The sequence below is a fragment of the Kitasatospora sp. NPDC057595 genome (assembly GCF_042800875.1).
Lineage (GTDB): Bacteria > Actinomycetota > Actinomycetes > Streptomycetales > Streptomycetaceae > Kitasatospora.
This window is the reverse complement of record NZ_JBHVGL010000010.1, coordinates 99,428-118,732: the sequence shown is the minus strand read 5'-3', so window position 1 is coordinate 118,732 and position 19,305 is coordinate 99,428. Positions and strand designations below refer to the sequence as shown.

18 protein-coding genes and 2 pseudogenes are annotated in these 19,305 nt (G+C 72.3%); 14 read left to right on the top strand and 6 right to left on the bottom strand.

Going from position 1 to position 19,305, the window contains the following annotated elements; all coding sequences use genetic code 11:
• Window positions 1–27: 27 nt before the first annotated feature.
• Complete coding sequence (locus ACFU9E_RS17475; protein WP_380688687.1) at window positions 28–387, bottom strand: hypothetical protein; 360 nt, start codon at window positions 385–387, stop codon at window positions 28–30.
• 454 nt (window positions 388–841) lie between these two features.
• On the opposite strand from ACFU9E_RS17475, the gene ACFU9E_RS17470 reads away from it, so the two are divergent.
• Entirely contained in the window at window positions 842–2,521 is a 1,680-nt protein-coding gene (locus ACFU9E_RS17470; RefSeq protein ID WP_380688689.1) for a PxKF domain-containing protein, read from the top strand.
• 210 nt (window positions 2,522–2,731) lie between these two features.
• Here the strand turns inward: ACFU9E_RS17470 and ACFU9E_RS17465 are convergent.
• Window positions 2,732–2,899: pseudogene (locus tag ACFU9E_RS17465) on the bottom strand (cupin domain-containing protein); the annotation flags it as partial.
• A 340-nt stretch (window positions 2,900–3,239) separates the two neighbouring features.
• Between ACFU9E_RS17465 and thpR the strand changes: the two are divergent.
• Window positions 3,240–3,857 (top strand): RNA 2',3'-cyclic phosphodiesterase, encoded by a 618-nt coding sequence (gene thpR, locus ACFU9E_RS17460; protein ID WP_380715111.1) that lies wholly within the window; start codon window positions 3,240–3,242, stop codon window positions 3,855–3,857.
• Window positions 3,858–3,910: 53 nt separating this feature from the next.
• On the opposite strand, the gene ACFU9E_RS17455 is transcribed toward thpR, so the two are convergent.
• On the bottom strand, window positions 3,911–4,093 hold the full coding sequence (locus tag ACFU9E_RS17455) for a hypothetical protein (RefSeq protein WP_380684253.1): 183 nt from the start codon (window positions 4,091–4,093) through the stop codon (window positions 3,911–3,913).
• 259 nt (window positions 4,094–4,352) lie between these two features.
• Here ACFU9E_RS17455 and ACFU9E_RS17450 point away from each other — a divergent pair, with 259 nt between their 5' ends.
• The 3 genes from ACFU9E_RS17450 to ACFU9E_RS17440 all read left to right on the top strand — a co-directional run bounded on the left by ACFU9E_RS17450 (window position 4,353) and on the right by ACFU9E_RS17440 (window position 6,660).
• Complete coding sequence (locus ACFU9E_RS17450) at window positions 4,353–4,874, top strand: hypothetical protein (RefSeq protein WP_380684254.1); 522 nt, start codon at window positions 4,353–4,355, stop codon at window positions 4,872–4,874.
• Window positions 4,875–4,980: 106 nt separating this feature from the next.
• On the top strand, window positions 4,981–5,955 hold the full coding sequence (locus tag ACFU9E_RS17445; protein WP_380684255.1) for a hypothetical protein: 975 nt from the start codon (window positions 4,981–4,983) through the stop codon (window positions 5,953–5,955).
• A gap of 126 nt (window positions 5,956–6,081) precedes the next feature.
• A complete protein-coding gene (locus ACFU9E_RS17440) occupies window positions 6,082–6,660 on the top strand; it encodes a hypothetical protein (RefSeq protein ID WP_380684256.1) in 579 nt (192 codons plus the stop codon).
• 21 nt (window positions 6,661–6,681) lie between these two features.
• Here ACFU9E_RS17440 and ACFU9E_RS17435 read toward each other — a convergent pair whose 3' ends face one another.
• Window positions 6,682–7,134 carry a hypothetical protein gene (locus ACFU9E_RS17435; protein WP_380684257.1) on the bottom strand — a complete coding sequence of 151 codons (453 nt, stop codon included), beginning with the start codon at window positions 7,132–7,134 and terminating at the stop codon, window positions 6,682–6,684.
• A 133-nt stretch (window positions 7,135–7,267) separates the two neighbouring features.
• On the opposite strand from ACFU9E_RS17435, the gene ACFU9E_RS17430 reads away from it, so the two are divergent.
• The 8 genes and pseudogenes from ACFU9E_RS17430 (at window position 7,268) to ACFU9E_RS17395 (ending at window position 14,714) form a co-directional block, all read left to right on the top strand.
• Complete coding sequence (locus tag ACFU9E_RS17430) at window positions 7,268–7,513, top strand: hypothetical protein (RefSeq protein ID WP_380684258.1); 246 nt, start codon at window positions 7,268–7,270, stop codon at window positions 7,511–7,513.
• Between the two features lie 223 nt (window positions 7,514–7,736).
• On the top strand, window positions 7,737–8,129 hold the full coding sequence (locus tag ACFU9E_RS17425) for a hypothetical protein (protein WP_380684259.1): 393 nt from the start codon (window positions 7,737–7,739) through the stop codon (window positions 8,127–8,129).
• Window positions 8,130–8,394: 265 nt separating this feature from the next.
• Window positions 8,395–8,979 carry a DUF2975 domain-containing protein gene (locus tag ACFU9E_RS17420; RefSeq protein WP_380684260.1) on the top strand — a complete coding sequence of 195 codons (585 nt, stop codon included), beginning with the start codon at window positions 8,395–8,397 and terminating at the stop codon, window positions 8,977–8,979.
• Window positions 8,979–9,227, top strand: a complete 249-nt coding sequence (locus tag ACFU9E_RS17415; RefSeq protein ID WP_355363610.1) for a helix-turn-helix transcriptional regulator — start codon at window positions 8,979–8,981, stop codon at window positions 9,225–9,227. Before ACFU9E_RS17420 ends, ACFU9E_RS17415 begins: the two co-directional genes overlap by 1 nt.
• A 286-nt stretch (window positions 9,228–9,513) precedes the next feature.
• Window positions 9,514–10,431 (top strand): DUF6891 domain-containing protein, encoded by a 918-nt coding sequence (locus ACFU9E_RS17410; protein WP_380684261.1) that lies wholly within the window; start codon window positions 9,514–9,516, stop codon window positions 10,429–10,431.
• An 88-nt stretch (window positions 10,432–10,519) separates the two neighbouring features.
• Window positions 10,520–11,262 (top strand): annotated as a pseudogene (locus ACFU9E_RS17405) (transposase).
• 70 nt (window positions 11,263–11,332) lie between these two features.
• Window positions 11,333–12,130, top strand: a complete 798-nt coding sequence (locus ACFU9E_RS17400) for a GNAT family N-acetyltransferase (RefSeq protein ID WP_380684262.1) — start codon at window positions 11,333–11,335, stop codon at window positions 12,128–12,130.
• Between the two features lie 649 nt (window positions 12,131–12,779).
• Window positions 12,780–14,714, top strand: coding sequence for a CocE/NonD family hydrolase (locus tag ACFU9E_RS17395; RefSeq protein WP_380684263.1), 1,935 nt, complete (start codon window positions 12,780–12,782; stop codon window positions 14,712–14,714).
• 357 nt (window positions 14,715–15,071) lie between these two features.
• Here ACFU9E_RS17395 and ACFU9E_RS17390 read toward each other — a convergent pair whose 3' ends face one another.
• Window positions 15,072–16,370, bottom strand: a complete 1,299-nt coding sequence (locus ACFU9E_RS17390; protein WP_380684264.1) for a DUF4419 domain-containing protein — start codon at window positions 16,368–16,370, stop codon at window positions 15,072–15,074.
• A 214-nt stretch (window positions 16,371–16,584) separates the two neighbouring features.
• On the opposite strand from ACFU9E_RS17390, the gene ACFU9E_RS17385 reads away from it, so the two are divergent.
• On the top strand, window positions 16,585–17,691 hold the full coding sequence (locus ACFU9E_RS17385; protein ID WP_380684265.1) for a hypothetical protein: 1,107 nt from the start codon (window positions 16,585–16,587) through the stop codon (window positions 17,689–17,691).
• A 387-nt stretch (window positions 17,692–18,078) separates the two neighbouring features.
• On the opposite strand, the gene ACFU9E_RS17380 is transcribed toward ACFU9E_RS17385, so the two are convergent.
• A complete protein-coding gene (locus ACFU9E_RS17380; protein WP_380689783.1) occupies window positions 18,079–19,242 on the bottom strand; it encodes a serine hydrolase domain-containing protein in 1,164 nt (387 codons plus the stop codon).
• Window positions 19,243–19,305: the final 63 nt, after the last annotated feature.

Here is a 19,305-nt window from a genome sequence, read left to right as displayed (position 1 = left end):
GCGTCGTTCGAGGCTCCGGGTGTCCCGCTACCAGTCGCAGACGAACCGGAAGTCGGCTCCTTCGCCCTCCTCGTGGTGCAGCATGCTCCGGAGCGACCGGATCTCCGGGTCCCTCGCGGCGAACCCGGGGAGGTCGTGGGACAGGGCGACGGGAAACGGTTGGTGGGCCGTGCGGAACTCCGCTGCGGGATCTGCGCCGATGAGCTCCAGCGCCCGGTACAGGAGTGCCATGCGGGGGATGATCTCGCGGGCATCCTGGGTGGTGGCCATCGCCAGTTGCACGGCCGCCAGCCCGTCGCGGGCGGCCTGCACGTCCCGGGTGCGCACGGCGAGCGTGGCCATCCGCCCGGCGAACGCCCCGAGAACCTCCGAGGCGTCGGGATTCATGAGGGGGAGGACCTCCGCCAGTCGACCGGGACCGGACGCGGCCCGTACGACCTCCTGGATGGCCCGGTCCCGAGCGTTCGGAACCGACCTCGGTCCGTATCCGTCGGCCCGTCGCGGATTCAGCGCGCGGTCCTGTGCCTTCGTCAGCCGCATGCCGCTCACTTCACCGGAGTCGGAGGAATCAGCGGCCCCAGCGTAGCCCGCGGCGGCGGAGGCCCGGAATGGCGGGCCGGGCGGGGAGCACGGGCACGGAGCAGTCGTGCGCCCGGCGCGCGTCACGCCGTCCACGCGCGCCCTGTTGTGGTCCGGCGCGGGCGGTCAAGCTTCCCGGGGTGGCCCGGCGGCCGGCCGGGTTCGCCGTCAGAGGATGCGCACGCCGACCGGCGGGTGGCGGCCTGCCGTGATCAGGGTCCGCCCCGCCCGCCCCGCGCCGTCGTGCAGAGAGGTGGATGGCATGACAGTGGTCCCCAGCGGACGGGCCGGATCCCCGGGCCGACTTCGACGGTTACGGCGCCGTGCGCTGGCCGCCGCGGTGGCCGGCGCGCTCGGCGCCCTGGGCGCGGTCGTACCGGTGTCGTCGGCCCACGCCGCCGACCAGGCCGACCGGGCGCACCAGGCCGACCCGGCCCCCGCGCACCGGCTGGTCTACATCGCCAACCTGCGGTCGAGTTCGGTGACGGCGTTCGACCCGTCGACCGGCACGGCCGTCGCGACCGTCCCGGTCGGCACCGGGCCCCAGGGGGTGGCGGTCTCCCCGGACGGCTCCCAGGCGTATGTCGTCAACAACGGCAGCGGCACGGTGTCGGTGATCGACACCGCCGCCAACACGGTCGCCGCGACCGTCCCCGTCGGCCGGCTGCCCGGACCGGTGGCGTTCTCGCCCGACGGCACCCGCGCCTACGTCGGCCACTACGTCAGCCCGGGCACCGGCGGCGTGGACGTCATCGACACCGCCACCCGGACGGTCACCGCGACCGTCCTGGTCGGCAGCCAGCCCTTCGGCATCGCCGTGACCCCCGACGGGACGCGCGCCTACGTCGCCAACCTGATCGGCGGCACGGTCTCGGTGATCGACACGGCCGCCAATACGCTCAGCGCCACGATCGCGGGCGCGAACGCCCGGATGCCGATGGCGGTCGCGGTCTCCCCGGACGGCTCCCGCGCCTACGCCGCGAACTTCAACAGTGGCAACGTCTCGGTGATCGACACGGCCACCAACACCATCACCGGCACCATCCCCACCGGGTCCGGTCCCGGGGGAGTGTCGGTCGCCCCGGACGGCGCGCACGCCTATGTGACGAACCAGAACGCCAATACGGTGTCGGTGATCGACACCGCGGCCGGCACCGTCACGGGCACGGTCGCCGTCGGTGGGACGCCCGTCGGTGTGACGGCCGATCCGGCCGGCGGCGCCGTCTACGTGACCAACAGCCGCTCCAACACCGTGTCGGTGATCGAGACCGCCGGTAACACCGTTACCGGCACCGCCGCCACCGGGAGCAGCCCCTACGCCGTGGCCACGGCCACCGTCGCGCCCACCGTCACCGGGGTCCGGACCGGTCACGGCCCGGCGGCGGGCGGCGGAACCGTCACGATCACCGGTACCCACCTGGCGGGCGCGCGGTCGGTCCGGTTCGGCACCGCGCCGGCCACCGGCGTCACCGTCGTCGACGACTTCACCGTCAAGGCGACCGTACCCGCAGGCGTCGGCGGCACCGTGGACGTCACGGTGACCACCCCCGCCGGCAGCAGCGCCACCGGTGTCGCCGCCCGGTACACCTACGAGTACCCCTTCGGCGGGTTCCAGCCGCCGGTCGCCGACCCGCCCGCCGTCAACCAGGGCCACGCCGGCCGGGCGTTCCCGATGAAGTTCAGCCTCGGCGGCGACCGTGGCCCGGACGTCATCGCCCGCGGCTACCCCACCGCACGGAACGTCGACTGCGTCACCGGCGCCCCGCTCGACCCGCCCGCGCCCGCCGTCACCGCGGGCGGCAGCGCCCTGCGCTACGACCCGGCCGGTGACACCTACACCTTCGTCTGGAAGACCTCGTCCTCCTACGCCGGGACCTGCCGGCTGTTCACGCTCGGCCTGACCGACGGCACCACCCACACCGCTCTCTTCCGGTTCAGCTGACCACCCGGGCGGGCCCCGCCCCGCCCGGGCCGCCGACGCCTCCCTGACCGAAGCGCAGGCCGCCCCCTACCCCGACCCCGACGGCGCCCCGGCCACGCCGTCGGGGTCGACGCTCTTCCCTCAGCCCCTTCCTGAACCACCACCCCACCACCCCACCGCCGAGACGTCCGGGCCGTCCGGGCCGTCAGGGCTGTCCGGGCCGTGGGCCGGCTACCCCTCGGGGTAGAAGACGAAGAGCGTGCAGCCCTCCGTCATCTGCGGGACGTGCGACGACCCGGCGGGTGCGTGGATGAACGATCCCGCGGGATAGTCCCGCTCGCCGTCGTTGAAGACGCCGGAGAGCACGAAGACCTCCTCCGGCCCGGGGTCGTGGACGTCGACTGAACAACAACCTGAGCTGCTACCGGCGGCGAAGTCGGGCAGCCGCCGGTGCCGCGCGGCCGTCCGGCACTCGTGGCGCACCCGGCGGCTGCGGGTTCAGCGGGCCGGGGCACGAACGGGCGGCGGACACTCCTGGGCGGCGGGTGCAGTCCACGGGGGTGGTCCCGCAGGACCGGGCGGGGCTGCGGGGCGGCGTGCTGGCGGACAACACGCTGCTGCCCTGCCCTGCCCTGCCCTGCCCTGCCCTGCCCTGACCCGGACCGGCGCCGGGGCCCGCCGGCCGCGCCCGTCGGCCCCGCCCGCGCGGGGGCGGCCGGCCCTCGGCTAGCCTCCCCTCGTGAACGATGGTCCCGAGCCCCCGACCCTCCGTGTCTTCGTGGCACTGGCCCCGCCCGACGACGCCAAGGACGAACTGGCCCGGGCCCTGCAGCCCGCCTACGCCGCGTACCCGGGGCTGCGGTGGAACCGCATCGAGGACTGGCACATCACGCTGGCCTTCCTCGGCGAGCTGCCCTCCACGGCCGTGCCGCCGCTGCGGTCCGTGCTGGCCAGCACCGCCGCGTCGCACCCCGCCCCGGCCCTGCGCCTGCGGGGCGGCGGCCACTTCGACCAGCGTCTGCTGTGGAGCGGGATCGACGGGGACCTGGAGGGACTGTACACCCTCGCCGCCGACGTCCGGGAGCAGGTCAGGTCCTGCGGGATCGGCTTCAGGGACCGCGCGCTCCACCCCCACCTGACGCTGGCCCGCGCCCGACGCGACGATCCCACCAGTGTGCCGCGCCTCGCGGCGGGCCTCGCCGCCTTCGCGGGCCGGACATGGTCTGCCGAACGCCTGCACCTCGTCGGCAGCAACATCGGCCGCGGTCCGGGTCCGATCCGGTACCGCGACATCGAGGCGTGGCGGCTGGGCGCCGTCGTCCGGACCCGCGGCGACGGCGCCCCCGCCACGCCGTGACCGGCCGCGGCGTCCCCGCCCCCGCCGGCCTCCACCACCTCGGCGGTGCGCGGTCAGGCGTCCTCCGGCCCCGGCCGTTCCCAGTTCGCCTCGACGCGGGCCCGCTCGGCCTCGACGAGCCGTCGGACCACGTCGTCGTCGGTCTGGTGGGAGATCTCGGCGAAGCAGTGGAGCCATTCGGCGAGGTCGGTGGGCAGGTGGACGGTGACGCGGCGTGTTGCGGGCCGTTCGCGCACGGGGTCTCCTGTGGGGCCTGCGGGCTGCCGGGCGGCGGTGGGGTCCGCTCAAGCCTCGCCGGGGCGGGCGGGGCGGTCATCCGTCTGCGGTGGGAACGGCGGCTCATCCCTGGGACGGACCGGCCGGGGTCCGTCCGCACGTGCGCCGGTTGACCGTTGTTCATCTCGCGGTGGGTGCCGGACGGCCCCGGCCGGGTGCTGTCATGGGGCACATCCCCGATGTGCGGGGCCGGTCGCAGGCTTGAAGGGAAGACGTCCCATGATGACCCGTCAACGTCTCGTCTCCGCCACCGCGGCGGTCGCCCTGGCCGGTGCGGCGCTCGTCGCCGGCACGGGCGGTGCGCACGCCGCCACCTGCTCGCAGTCCTACCTGCCGCTGCCCGACCCCCGCTGTACGCCCGGTTCGTACAACGGCGCCGTCACCCAGGCCACCATAGGCTCCACGATATGTGTGGCGGGCTGGACCGCCACGGTCCGCCCGCCGACGTCCTACACCAACCCGCTCAAGGCCCAGGGCATCGTCGACTACGGCTACAGCGACACCAACATGGCCGACTACGAGGAGGACCACCTCGTTCCCCTCGAACTCGGTGGCGCTCCCCGCGACCCGGGCAACCTGTGGCCCGAGCCGCACTCCGGCACCAAGAACTCCTCCACCAAGGACGGCGTGGAGACCAAGCTGAAGAACGCCGTCTGCGGCGGTGTCATCACCCTGGCCGCCGCCCGCACCGCGATCCGCACCAACTGGACCACCGCCCTCTCGGTCACGGGCATCGGCTGACCCACCCACGGCGGGGCCCGTCCACACCGGGCCCCGCCCCCGCCTCCATCCCCGGCACGGGCCCGGGCGGAAATTCCTTCGATCGGTGGGCATGTTTCGTGAAAGTGTGTCCACGTACGACATCCGCCGACCGGAGACCACTTTGACGATCCGCCGCACGACCCTGACCGCCGCCGCCTCGCTGCTCGCCCTGTCGGCCGTGGCCGCCTGCAACGACGACACGCAGTCCGCCCCGACGGCGGCCGGCACCTCGGCCGCCGCGAGTACGACCACATCCGCTCCCGCTCCGGCGCCCACGCCCAGCGCGACCACGTCCGCCCCGGCCGCCACCCCCAGCGCGACCGCGAGCGTCACGCCGACCGCCACGGCTGCCCCGAGTGCCACGGGTGCGCCGGTCGACGCCTCGGGAGCGTTCGACCCCGTACAGGCACTGACCACTCCCGACCTGACGCCGTACGCCGCGACGATGAACATGACGGTGGTGGCGACGGGCGCGGGCGGTGAGCAGTCCACGATCACCTCGACCGGCCGGACGAACGTCAACACCCCGGTCACCGAGAGCCGGACGGAGACCAAGACGCTCGTCGGCGGCAGCGATGAGCCACTGCTCTGGGTGGAGGTGGTGAACACCGGCAAGGGCATCTTCATGCGCGACAAGACCAAGCCGGGAAGCACCTGGACTCCTTCGGGCACCTCCTCCGACGACTCCGCGTCCGACACCGCCACCACCTATGCCAAGGCGCTCGCCGAGTCCGGCCCCGCCGCCCGCAAGGGCATGGAACAGAAGAACGGCGTGCCCGCCTACCACCTCGGCGGGCGCCTGACGATCGACCGGATCAAGAGCCTCGCCCCCAAGGAGCACCAGCGGATGAGCGCGAAGGGGGTCACCGCCATCGACTTCGACATCTGGATCGACCGGGGCGGCCGGGTCCTGGCCCTGCGGCAGACCATGAAGGTCCCCGACGCCCGTGTGTCGACCGTCACGACGGTCACCTCCGTGACCTACAGCGACTTCGGCCCGCGCGAGACCTTCACCGCCCCGACCGCCGCCGCGACCACCGCCCCGACCGCCGCCGCCTGAGCCGGCCGCCGCCGACGGCACGCCCCACCCCGCCCGAGGGCCGCCCGCACATGCGGTCACGGCCCGCCGGGTGGCGCGCGCCGCCGCCGCGGTCGGGGCTTTGTACCGTGCGCGTAGGCTCACGGCATGAGCTTCACGGGATTCTGGGTGGTGATGCCGGTGCCCGCGGCCGTGATCGACGAGGTGGCTCCGGTGCTCGGCCCGGTGATCGAGGCACAGTCCGCCTCGGATGCCGCACGCGCGGGCCTGCAGCGCTGGGCGCGTGGCGGCGCGGACGTCCCCGACGTCCTGGAGTTCCACGACCTGGCCGCCCCCTACCTGCTCGACGACCATCTCGACCTGCTCTTCGAGGTCTGGGGCGGCTACGAGAAGGCCGGCCCGTTCCTGAAGTCCGCGTGCCGCAAGGGCTACCCCGCCATCGGGCTCGCCCACGCGCTCGGGCACGAGCGGTTCGGCGTCCTGCCCGGCTGGTTCGGCACCTTCGTCGTCCCGCCGGACGAGGTGCGGGCCGCCTTGCCCGCCGTCGAAGCCGCCCTCACGCTCCACCCCGCCGACCGGGCCGCCGCCGACCAGAGGCTGAACGAGTTCTTGGAGGAGGCCTCGCCGGAGGACACCGCCGCTCTCCTCGACGACCTGGCGCCCACCTGGCGGTGGGCGGCCGCCACCGGACAAGGGCTGATCGGCGCCCAGGCCGTCCCCTGCTGACCGGCGGCGTTGTGGCGGGTGTCAGGTGGTCGCGGGCAGGCCGGCCTCGTGTTCGGCGGTGCTGATCAGGTCGATCACCTGGACCTGGTGGAGCGACAACGCGTCGTTGGCGATCCGTCCGATGTCCACGGGGCGGGTCGCGTGGCCGAGGGGGTGGGCGAATCCGGTGACCACCCAGCGTCCGCCCAGCGGTGACGTGTCGTCGGGCAGCCATGCCCAGTGGGCGCCATGGGTGTGGATGAGGAACTCGCCGGTGACGGCCATGAGCATGGCCCGGAACCGGTGCCGTTCGTCCTCGTCCATGGCGGTCGGGTCGAAGCCCTCGACGATCTCCCGGTCGAGCAGCCCGATCGCCCAGTCGGGGTTGGTGCGCAGCCACTGCGGGTCGCCGCCCAGGCTGCTCACGATCCGTTCGGCGAAGTCCCGCAGGTCGGCGGCCCATGCGTCGGTGTCGGGGTTCGGGTAGCCGGTCATCGACGGGTGCCTCCTCGTACGGGTCGTGCCGGGTGCAGACGATACCGACCTCCCCGAGCCGCTCGCCGGCCGGCCACTGTTGTGTCGGCGGTGGCGGCTACGGTTCGAGTGCCTGTTCGCTCCGCTGCGCCTGGTGGATATCGCCGAAGCCGTTCCGGAGCTGGTGCCGCCGGCGCGGCGGACGGTGCGTCTGCACCTGCGCCTGGGCGGGCCGACCGTCCGCGACGGCTCGGTCGGTGGCTCGCTGCTGTGGCGCTCCTTGGGGCAGGTCGCCGCACTGCTGACGGGTCCGCTGCTCCTGGCCGATGTGGAATACCACGGTGACTGCGTTCCCGGGCCCTGCGTGCTGCACGTCCGGGGCCCGGACCGTGCCGGGTGAGCCGCTTCCCGCCGGACACCTGGTTGTGAAGGCGATGGACGGCTGTTCGAGTGCTGCCAGGCCTACGGTCCCCTGCGACCTGGGGAGAAGTAGGGCAGCCGAGGCGACGTTCCCGGGCAGCGGGCCTGGTGCAGGACGTCGACCTTCCCGTGGCAGCTCAGCGGGCAACGCCCGTGCTGCCGGATGAAAGGAACCCCTCATGCGGAGCCGTTCCCTCCCCCCGATGCTTGCCGCGCCGGTCGCGGCGGCCCTGTCCCTGCTGGGTGTAGCCGTCCCGGCGCAGGCTACGTCCGGCGAATACGCCGAGGCGGTCCCGGTCGCACCAGCCGCAGCCGCAGCCAACGGCGACTTCTTGGTCGCCATCGAGCAGTGCGGGCCCTGGGGCTGCGACTACGCGACCTACTGGTCGCTGACCAACCCGACGGGATGCCACGTCATCCCGAGTGACCCCAAGGAGCCGACCCTCACGGGCTGGAGGGAGTTCTCGAACGAAACCGACGGGGACGCATACCTCTACAACAACACCGACTGCAGCGGGGGACCCGACGCGATCCTCGAGCCCAAGTCCGACATCAAGATCGCCAGCCCCACCTACCGCTCGGTCCTCTTCCGCTGAACCTCGCCGCGTGCCGGCGGACGGCGTGACGCCCGGGCCTCCACTCCACGCCGTCCGCCGGAAAGGCGAGGCCGCCCCGCTGAAGGCGACGCCGCACAGTGCTTCGGCGCCGGTCACCGGGGCATCGCCGCCCACACCTGCAGCCTCCGCCCGAGCGCCGCCGCCGACGCTGCGGTGTGCCCGGGGTTCCTGACCGGGCTTGTCGATTATCGATATGGTCGAGTAACGTCGAACATATCGAAAATCGATGCGCGGAGGGTGGGAGTTGGATACGCGGCTGACGAAGGTGCTGGCGTCGGTGACGTTCGTGCTGGCGGTGCTGTGCGGGCTGGCGTTCCTCGGGACGGGGGCTGTGCGCATGCTCGACGACGGGGCGGTGTGCGTGCAGACGGGCTTCTGGGCCAATGCCACACTGGCCGGTGACCTGCCGGTGCGTGAGGGTGTGGACGCGGCCAGCAGTGCCTCGCGTCTGTGTCAGGGGAATCCGTCGGTGGGGCAGCGCGCCGCCGACCTCGGGGGTGAACTGCCGTGGCTGCTGTTCGGCGCGATGGCGCTGCTGTTGTTCTCCCGGCTCATGAAGGCGGTCCTGTCCCGTGGGCCGTTCACCGTCGAGGTCGCGCGGCTGCTGACCGTTTTGGGCTGGTTCGTCACGGTGGGCGCGGTGGTGGCCGGACTGGTCGCGGGCTGGTCGCAGTCCTGGCTCGTGGGGAGCATGGCGCCGATCGTCGGGGCCGGGCCGGCGCTCTCCGGTCCGCTGGTGCTGGTCCTCGCGGGCCTGGCCGCGGTGGTCATGGGGCGGATCATGCGTGAGGGTGTGCGTATGCGGGAGGACCTCGAAGGGACGATCTGATGCCTGAAGAGGAACCCCATGCGATCCGTATCCACCTCGACCGCCTCCTGGCCGAGCGCGGCATGACGTTGACCGAGCTGTCCGCGCAGGTCGGGATCACGGTCGTCAACCTGTCCGTCCTCAAGAACGACCGGGCCAAGGCCATCCGTTTCTCGACCCTGTCGAAACTCTGTGCGGCCCTGGACTGCCAGCCCGGAGACCTCATCACCCACGACCCCGCCGCCCCGGACACGGACGCGGGGCACTGACACACCACCCCCGGTCCGGGTTCGGACACGGTGTCGTGCCCGCTCTCGAACGGCCCGCGGGTCGGCCCCGGGCCGTCCTCGGGTTGGGGCAGGCCTGGGGCACCCCTGTCCCGGCACCGTTCCAGCGTTCCCGTCATGTTGGGTTCATTGGGACAGTCGTCGGGACTGTGGCCAGACCTCGGCCAACAGCCGCCAGGTACCGGGCTGGTCGAGCGGTCGCGGCAGCGGCAGTTGCGTCGCGGTTTCCGGGAGGTCGGCTGTCAGAGGGGTGTGTCAGAGTCTGGGCATGCTCGAGATCGTGGTGAGGACGGAGAACGGGGAGCGGCACGTCCGTGTGTCCGCCGAGGAGCTGGCCGGGTTGGTCCGGCGGATCGGTGGTGACGGTGACCGGTTCCTGGTGGTCCAGCGCATACCCGACCTGCCGGACGTCTTCGCCCAGGTCTGGCACCAGGCCGGTGGTGACTACACGCTGGAGTACCGGGACGGCACCGCCGCCCGGCACTTCCAGGCGATGGTCGACGGGCCTGAGGCCGTGAGTGCGGCGATGACCGGCTGGGCCCGCCAGGAGGCCGGATGGGACAGTGGTCCGGCCTGGTCGCCGCTGGACATGGGCCCCGTCCGTGAGGTGCCGCCGCTCGGCCTCGACGAGGGCGAGCGCGCGGAGTTGGAGAAGCGCGTCCGCGAAGTGCTGGTGGGCGGTTACGCCTCCCTAGCGGAACTGGCCGAGCTTGCCGAGGAGTTCCTGGTCACCGAGGACGGCCGGCCTGTCTCGCGCGAGCAGGCGCAGGCGCTGGCCGACCGGTTGTGGGTGGAGCGGGTCGCGGAGCAGGCCGGCTGGCGGGGCGAGACCGACCCTGAGCGGCTCACCCGCGCGTTCACCGCCCTGCAGGGGGCCGGTATCACCGCCCGCGAGAACTTCACGTGTTGCCGTAGCTGCGGCCAGTCCGAGATCGGCGGCGAAGGCGGGCCCGAAGCCCGGGGCTTCGTCTACTTCCACGCACAGTGCACGGACGCTGCCGCAGCAGGCCACGGACTGATTCTCCTCTACGGCGGCTTCGACGACTCGCCCGAGACCACGACAGCCACCGGCCACGAGGTCGTGGCCGCCCTCGAAGCGGTCGGCCTGACCGCCGAGTGGGATCACGACCCCGGCCGGGCCATCACCGTCACTCCGTTGGACTGGCGTCGCCGCCTGGTCGGCTAGTGCTGTGACCGCATAGGTTCGCCGGGTTGGCGCTCTCGGGCCATCGGCCGGTTGGATGTCGCGAGCCGTTCAGCTCGGAAGGGGAGCGGTGGCAGAGCCGGTCAGGGTCCGCAGACTCACGGACCGTGAAGGACAGCAGTTACAGCGGATCGTGCGACGAGGCAGTACCAGCTCGGTGCGGCATCGGCGGGCGATGATGCTGCTGGCCTCGGCAGGTGGGAACCGGGTGCCGGTGATTGCCCGGCTTGTGCTGGCGGACGAGGACACGGTGCGGGATGTGATCCATCGGTTCAACGAGATCGGCCTGGCCGGCCTGGACCCTCGGTGGGCGGGAGGTCGTCCCCGCCTGCTCAGTCCTGACGACGAGGACTTCGTCGTTCAGACGGCCACCACCCGCCCGGCCAAGCTCGGGCAGCCTTTCACCCGCTGGTCCATCCGCAAACTGCTGGCCTACCTGCGTCGGGTTCACGGCCGGGTGATCCGGATCGGCCATGAGGCCCTGCGCTGCCTGCTCGCCCGGCGTGGTGTCACCTTCCAGCGCACCAAGACGTGGAAGGAGTTCACAGACCCCGAGTGCGACGTCAAGCTCGATCGGATCGAACACCCCGACCAACGCCTCCTGGGCCAACCCGATCGAGGCCCACTTCGGACCACTGCGGCAGTTCACCCTCGCCAACTCCAACCACCCGAACCACACGGTCCAGACCCGCGCGCTGCATGCCTACCTGCGCTGGCGCAACACCAACGCCCGCCAAGCGCAGCGAGCGCGCCCGCATCCGCAGCGAGAAGGGCATCCACGGGGGCGGCCGTCTCCCGACGCGTGCCGCGTGATCAGTCACGTCTGCGAGGAACAGGACAAAACTCAATGGCGAGGCCGCCCGCCTCATGCTGGAGTGGGCGGATGGATCATGAAGAAGTGCTCGCTCTGTTCGACCGCCAGATGAGGCGCGACGCGCAGCCCGACGGTGCCGGAGCCCGCGTCGAGCGTGACGGCGACGTCGTGCGGCAGGTCGGCGAGGATCACGACTGGAACGGCGTCCTCTGGTCGGACCTCGACGATGCCACGGCGGATGCGGCGATCGCGGCGCAGGTGCGCTACTTCGGCACGCTGGGGCGCGAGTTCGAGTGGAAGGCATACGCTCACGACCGGCCCGGCGATCTCGGGAGGCGGCTGCGGTCGGCTGGGTTCACAGCGGAGCCCGAGGAAGCGGTGATGGTCGCCCGGATCCAGGATCTGCCGGCCGACATCGCGCTGCCCGAGGGCGTCCGCCTGCTCTCGGTGACCGATCTCGCGGGAGTGGATCTCGTGGTGGACGTCCACGAGCAGGCCTTCGGCACCAGCGGCGCCGGTCTGCGGCAGCGGCTGCTCGCCCAACTGACCCAGGACTCGGAAACGGTCAGCATGGTCGTTGCGATGGCCGGCGACCTGCCCGTCTGCTCGGCGCGGATGGAACTGAACCCGGGCACGGAGTTCGCGGGCCTTTGGGGCGGCGGCACTGTGACCGCCTGGCGAGGCCGGGGTATCTACCGGGCCTTGGTCGCCCATCGCGCCCGGATCGCCGCCGGCCTCGGCTACCGCTACCTTCAGGTCGACGCAACCGACCAGAGCCGCCCCATTCTGCAACGACTCGGGTTCGCCATCCTGAGTACCACGACTCCATACGTCTACCCGCCCCAGCGCAACGACCGCGAAGCGTAGCGAGGCAACGCGGCCATCGGGCACACCCGGTGAACCTTCTCGGTCGCAGCGCTGGGGATCGGCGTCAAGGATCACACCCGCAGGGGGAGTGAGGCGAGGGTGGCACCGGCGTGGTCGGTTTCTGCACGGTGCCGGCCGGTGTCGACAACAGGCTCGGCGAGTTGACCAGCGGGTTGCGTCGTCGGGCCGCTCGGCGATGAAGCAGGTGCCGGGTGACTTCAACGGTGGCAGCCGGGCAGGGCCAGCGGTGAGGTCCGGGCGCGGCGAGGGCCGGATCAGCCGGAACACCTTGCTGTCGAACGCGTTCGGTCTTTACAGCGGCTTCACCACTGACGGCTGGACGGCTTCCGTCATCCGGCTCCCGTCATCCGGCTCCGGTGGTCCGGCTTGCGTGGTCGGGCGGGCCGGTGTCCGGTTGCGGTGATGTCGGTCCGCTGGCGTGGAGGGCTTCGTCGCCTGGCCGGTTGCGGAGCCGGGGAGAACGGACTCGGGGAGAACCCTGAGGGAGCCCGTGCTGTGTCAGGGTTCTTCCAGGGGTGGTGGCCATGGCGGTCTGCCGCCGGTCCGTGGTCCTATCGGGTCGAGGGGGACGAGCCAGGGAACTCCGTCGTATCAGGAGAGGCCAGGCCATCGGATGAATCGTCGTACCGTGCACCGGACCAGCCGTGCCACCGCCACACCCACCGCCACCACCACACCCACCGCCACGCCCGCGCGGGCCCGCCGTCGGCTCGCCGCGGTGCTCGCGGCGACCGCCGTGCTCACGCTCGCCGCTGTCCCCGGACCCGCCGCCGCGGCCGGCGGCGGCGCCGTGCCACAGGACGGCGCGGATCCTCAGCTCCAGTCGCGTTACATCACCATGCCGGACGGTGTGCGTATCGCTGTCGATGTCTACATCCCCGCAGGTACCGCTCCCGGCGCCGCTCTGCCGACCGTTCTGTCCGTGCAGCGTTACTGGCGCGCCCGGGTGCAGGCCGGCGACAGCGGCGGCATCACTGAAGCCGCTCGCCGCTGGACCGCCCGTGGTTACGCCTACGTCACCGCCGACCTGCGCGGCACCGGTGCCTCTTTCGGGACCCTGACCTCCGAGCCCAGCGACGAGGCCGCCGCCGACGCGGGTCCGCTCAGTGACTGGATCGCCGCCCAGCCGTGGTCCAACGGCCGGGTCGGTACCACCGGCGAATCCTACGGTGGCGACACCGCCATGCTCGCCGCGTCCCTCGGCAACCATCACATCGCCGCCGCCGCGCCGATCTCCTACGACTTCGACGTCTACGAGGACCTGGCGCGCCCGGGCGGTGTGCTCATCGAGCCCCGGCTCGGCCCGTACGCGATGCTGCTGCGCATCCTCGACGGGACCGGCGGCACCACGTGCGAGAGCGACGAGCAGACCCGCGAGCTGTGCGACCTCGCCGGACTGCACGGTGTCACCCCGCGTCCGGTGGACGGCCCGGACGGTCCCGCGCTGCTGGCCGCCGCCCGGGCCGAGCACGTCGCCAACGTCAACCAGGTCGAGATGGCGCACGCCGGTACGCACCGTGACTACCGGGACGGGCTCAAGGCGTGGAAGACCGGCAGTATCGCCGAACGCACCGAGGCCATCGAGGCGGGCGGTGTGCCGGTGTTCACCAGGGCGGGCTGGCTCGACGCGGGTACCGCCAACGGCGTGCTCTCCCAGTTCAGTGCCCTGTCCAACACGCAGGACGACTGGATCGGCCCGTGGAACCACGGCGCGACGTGGTTCGCCGACCCGTTCCGACCGGCCCGTGCGCTCACCAGCGCCGAACGCCACGACAACGAACAACGCGTCGTCGCCTTCTTCGACCACTACGTGCGCGACGGGGCTCGCCCGGACGGCCGCCGCCGGGTGCACTACTACACCTTCAACGAGGGCGCCTGGCGCACCACCGACCGCTGGCCGGTGGCCGGTACCCGTACCCGCCGGTTCCACCTCGGCGAGGACCACACCCTCCAGCGCCGCCACCCGTCGCGCGCAGGCACCGACCAACTGGTCCTCGACCCGAGCGCCGGCACCGGGCAGTCCGACCGCTGGAACACCAACCTCGGCGGCGATCCGGTCAGCTACCCCGACCGCGCGGCCGTGGACGCCAAACTGCTCAGCTACACCACCGCCCCGCTGACCGAGGACACCCGCGTCACCGGCAACGGCAAGGTCACCCTCGACGTCACCGGCCTGGCGGGCTCCGATCGGGGCGCGTTGCACGTCTACCTGGAGCACGTCGCCCCCGACGGCCGTGTCACCTACCTCACCGAAGGTCAACTCGCCCTCACCGAACGGGCCGTGGCCGACCGGGCCGACAACCCCGACTGGCGTCGGCTGCGCACGCCCCGGACCTACGCCGGCGCCGACTCCGCGCCCTTCCCGCAGGGCAGCGCCCAGCGGGTGGTGATCGACCTGCAGCCATGCTCGGCGCTGTTCCGCGCGGGCGACCGGATCCGGCTGAGCGTCGCGGCCGCCAACCCCGACTCCTTCGAACTGCTCCCGGCCGACGGGCGGGCCGCCTACCTGATCGGCCACGGCGGCACGCGGGCCTCGACACTGGACCTGCCGGTGGTCGGCTGACCCCCCCCGCCGGACACCCGCCCCCGCCCGGCGCAGACCGCCGGGGGTCGTCGGCAGCCTCGACGACGCCCGGCGCGCTGGAGCGGGCCTGCCCCGACGCGGACGACCCCGGCCGCACGGTCGTCCGCGACAACAGCGGGTGCTGAGCGCCACGAGGTCGCGGTCGCGTGCGGCTTTCCACCGGCGCCGAGCCCGGGGGATTCGGTGGTCGCTCCTTCAGGCGGGCTGTGACGTCTTTCGGGCGCTGCTCGGCCTGCTGCTTTCTGCCGGTGTCGGCGATGGCGGGAAAGCCCCCGCACGGCTGTGGGGAGGACAGTTGACGGGCGGGTGCCAAGACCCGCCGAGGGACAGTCGTTGTCAGTGCGGGAGCGCCCGGAGGGCGGAGCCGAGGTCACTGCCGGAAGGGCGCGTCGCGATGAACTCCGGCTCGACGAGGTGGCCCGGGTACCAGAGGCCGTCGGCTTCCACCACGGCGTGGTCGCCGAAGGAGATCGCCCGGGTGGCGGACAGCCGGTGGCTGAAGTCCGCGGAGATGGCGGTCAACTGGTCGGTGGGGAGGAGGGTGGCGTTCGTGCGGCCGGTGAAGGCGTTGATGTCGGTGATGGTCCAGTCCTCGGGCAGGGGGCGGTCGGTGAGTTCGAGGACGGCGAAACCCAGGCGCGGGCGGATCCAGTCGCCGTCGCGTTCGATGCCGAGCACTCCGCCGAGGAAGACCATCGAGCGGATCCCGTCCGGCCGCTGCCACCTGTACGGGACACGGGAGAGGTGGGACGGGAACCGGCCGTCGTGGATGACCTCGCCGACGGCCGGCTGTGGGCCGTTGGCGAGGTAGCCGTGGGCGAAGAAGGCGGTGATCCAGCCGGTGACCCGCGCGCCGCCGGAGGCGGACTGCCACTTGTAGATCGACCGCCAGAAGTCCTGGTCGACCGGCTCGCCGGCGGCCGTGGCGGCGATGGTGGCGAGCACCGGTCGCAGGTTCCGCAGCCACGGCCGCAGACCCGCGAACCGCCCCTCCAGCTCGCGGACCCGGACGGTCAGCCGATGCCAGTCCTGGGCGGTGCCCTCCAGCCGGATCCGGGGAATGCCGCAGAGCGTATGCCAGCGGAAGTCGTAGTAGGGGCTGACCACGTCCATCAGCGCGACCAGGGTCGCGGAGGCGTCCACGGGCGTGGTGGTGGAGAACGTCGGCTGGAGAAGGTCCGCGACATCGTCGCCGATCCGCTCCCGGAGAGGCCGCTGGATCAAGTGGAGGGACTGTTGCCAGTCGGGTTCGTGCAGCAGCGAGTCGTCACGGACGGTGATGAGCTGCTTCTCGCCCGGGGTGTCGGTGAAGAGTTCGGCATAGGTGTCACTGTTCAGCCGGACATGGGTGGCGACCTCGTGGACCACCGTGTACCACAGCAGGTCGGGGGAGAGGCTCAGCGGCAGGTGGGCGCAGAAGCACAGGTGCAGCGCGCGCAGCAGCAGGCTGGAGCCGGATGCGTCCCGCTTGTCCGGCGGGGACCCGAGCAGGGCGCCGGTGGACCGGTGATGCACGGTGAAGCCCTCGCGGACCACCGTACGCAGGAAGCCGTCGTTGCCGAGCTCGGTGAGCGTGGCGGCGAGTTCGGCTGCCTCCTCGGTGTCGTCCAGCGGCAGGTCGAAGTCGACGGCCATCTCTCATCCCCCAGAAAACGTGATCGAGCCCGTCGCCCGGACTGTGGAAGGCGGGTCCGATAGTAGTACGGGGAGTATCGGCCAGCGGCAGGATGTCCTCCTCGCCGTCGATGCCTGGCGCGCCCTGCCCGCGTCGCGCGCGGCGGATCAAAAACGCGTTGGCCGGTCCGTCGTGGAGCTGCGATGATCCCCGCGTCTCTGCGGCGGAGGGCATGTGTTCGTCTTTGTGTGTGCTGGGTGTGGCGCCAGACTGACCGAGCCGCTGTCCCAGGTGGAGCTGCCGGCCCACGCCCATCAGAGGTACGGGAACGGGATTCAGCTCCCGGTTCTCATGGAGCCGGGTACGTTCGCCGTGGAACCGGAGCCCTGGGGGCACCCGTGGCGAAGGTGGGAGGAGATCGATCCGGACGAGGCGGCAGCGCGGGGCGTCTACGCTCCGGTCCACGCCTTGTCCGAGGGCCCGTCCGGCACCATCGTCATCGCACCGGGGGACACCTGCGGCACCGTGCTCGTTCCGGAGCGAGCCGGTGGCTACTGCTGTGGCCTCGACTGGGGTGACGGCCCCAACATGGCTTGCGAGGCGTGCGGCCTGCCCGTGGCGAACCGCATCGACGACTGCTCGCTCTGGCAGGCGGTCTGGCTCGCGCCGGACGCCGTGCACCGCCTGCCCGTCGTCGACGGCGACATCGCGATCCTCTCCTGGGCGGAACTGTTGGTGGAGCGGAAGGCCTCACCCCCGAGCGTGCCGATCACGAGATGGGGCTCGACGCTCGGGCTGGACCACTGGTGGTCATGGAACCCACAGTGGGAGGCGGCAGCCGGCCGGGCGCTGGCCCACCTGCTGGCCGCCTCGGACGGCCGGCCGGTGACCGTCCCGCACGGTCTGATCGCGGAAGTGTTCCAACGTGCCCTCGACGCCCTGCTGCCCGCGGTCCAGCCGGCGCGGCGCGCCGTCCTGGCCGGACCCGGACTGCCCGCCCCCGATACGGATGCCGACATGGTCATCGTGCCGACCCACCCGCAGACGGGGGAACTCTGGAGTCCGGCCGGCCCGGCGGCATCGGCCTACTCGGTGCCGCTGCCGTTCGGGGTGTGGATGTGGATGGCCTTCCCCGAGCCACACCTCCTCCTCCCCGTGTCAGGAACCATGCCTGACGGCGTTCTCCGCGACGACCCGCCCGCGCCGCGTCCCCACCACCTGTTCCGAGCCGACCGGGGAACCTTCCAGCACACGCTGGTCCGGTTGCCGGCCGCCCGCAGGCCGTGGCTGCGCGATGTCCTGGAGAACCTCACGCAACACATGCGCGCCGGCCTCTTCTAGCCGGCCGGCGGGGAACACCGGTACGCCCTCTTCGGGGCTGCCGTTGACCGGAATGGCGGCAGCCGGGAGTTGGTCACCCGGCGGGGTGACCAACTCCCGGCCTTCGCAAGGCCCCCGCATGTCACGGCCCGGCACTGACACCGGCACTGCCACCAGCTCTCCCACCGGCCGCCCAGGCCGCTCCACTCCGTGCTCGGCGAGCTGTGCGGGCCGCTCCTGGGGGCATCGCATGCCTGGGCTTGGTGTCGGTGAGGGAGGTGGGTCTGCTCGGCGGCCGCAGGCCGTGGGTCGGGCTCGATGCCGGGCACGGTCGGCAGGTCCCGCTGGTCCGCCTCGAGTTCGGCCCGGCCGGCCCGCTGCGTCCGTGCCCGGCGGCCCGGTGGGTGGTCAGCGGCACAGGGCCGTGTCGAGTGCGTCGGTGAGGTGTGTGGCAGTGGGTTCGTCGGGGACGGTGGTGAGGGTGATGTTCGCGGCGCGGCCGTCCTGGGTGACGGCGCCGCGGGTGCGGTGACCGGGGGAGGTGCCGCCGTGGCCCCAGGCGAGGCCGCCGCAGGTCAGCGGCCTGCTCTGGATGCCGAGGCCGTAGCGGACGCCGGGGCCCAGGACCTCGGCGGGGACGGTGGTGAGCATCTGGGCGAGTTGGGTGGCGGGCAGTAGACGGCCTTTCAGGAGCGCGGTGTAGAAGGTGTTGAGGTCGGTGTTGGTGGACACGAGGGCGCCCGCGGCCCAGGCCATCGAGGTGTCCATCTCGGTGTAGTCGATCAGCGGCGCGTCGGGGGCGGTGCGCAGGTAGCCGTGGGGGTGGGCCTCGTGGATCGTCGTGTCGCCGGGGAGGGGGACGTAGGTGTGGCGAAGGCCGATCCGGTCGATGACGCGCCTGGTGACCTCCTCGCCGAACGGGCGTCCGGTGACCTTCTGGATGATCAGGCCGGCCACCAGGTAGTTGGTGTTGTTGTAGTCCCAGCCGGTTCCGGCGGGGAACAGCGCTTTCTGGGCCAGTGCCTCGTCGAGGAGTTCACGCGGCTCGAAGTACCGGTACTGGATGGTGGTGAAGTCGGCCAGCGCGGGGGCGTTCATGTAGTCGGGCAGGCCGCTGGTGTGCTGGAGCAGCTGGCGGACCGTGATGGTGCGGCCGTCGATGCCCTCGCCGCGCAGGAGGCCCGGCAGGTAGGTGTCGACGGCCGTGTCGAGGCCGACCTTGCCCTCGGCGACCAGCTGCAGGACGACGACGGCGGTGAAGGCCTTGGTGTTGCTGCCGGCCCGGATCTGCCCGTCGACCGGGACCCTGGCCCCGGTGGCCAGGTCGCCGACACCGGCGGTGTAGGTGCGGCTGCGGCCGTCGCGGCCCTTGACGGTGGCGAGGGCCGCGGGCATCCCGTCCTGCTCCACCAGCGCGTCGAGGCGCTGCTGCACGACGTCCGGGCGCGGTACGGCCGTGGCCTGGTACGGGGCGAGGACGGTCAGGGCGAGGGCGGCGGCGGCCGTGGCCGTCGTGGCGTGCCGTGCGAGGCGCACGCGGTGTGCCCTGTGCTGTGGGGCGTGTTCGTTCATCGGGGGCTCCGGTACCGGGAGGCGAGGGGGAGGTGTGGGGCGGTGCGGCAGGGTGGCAGCTGC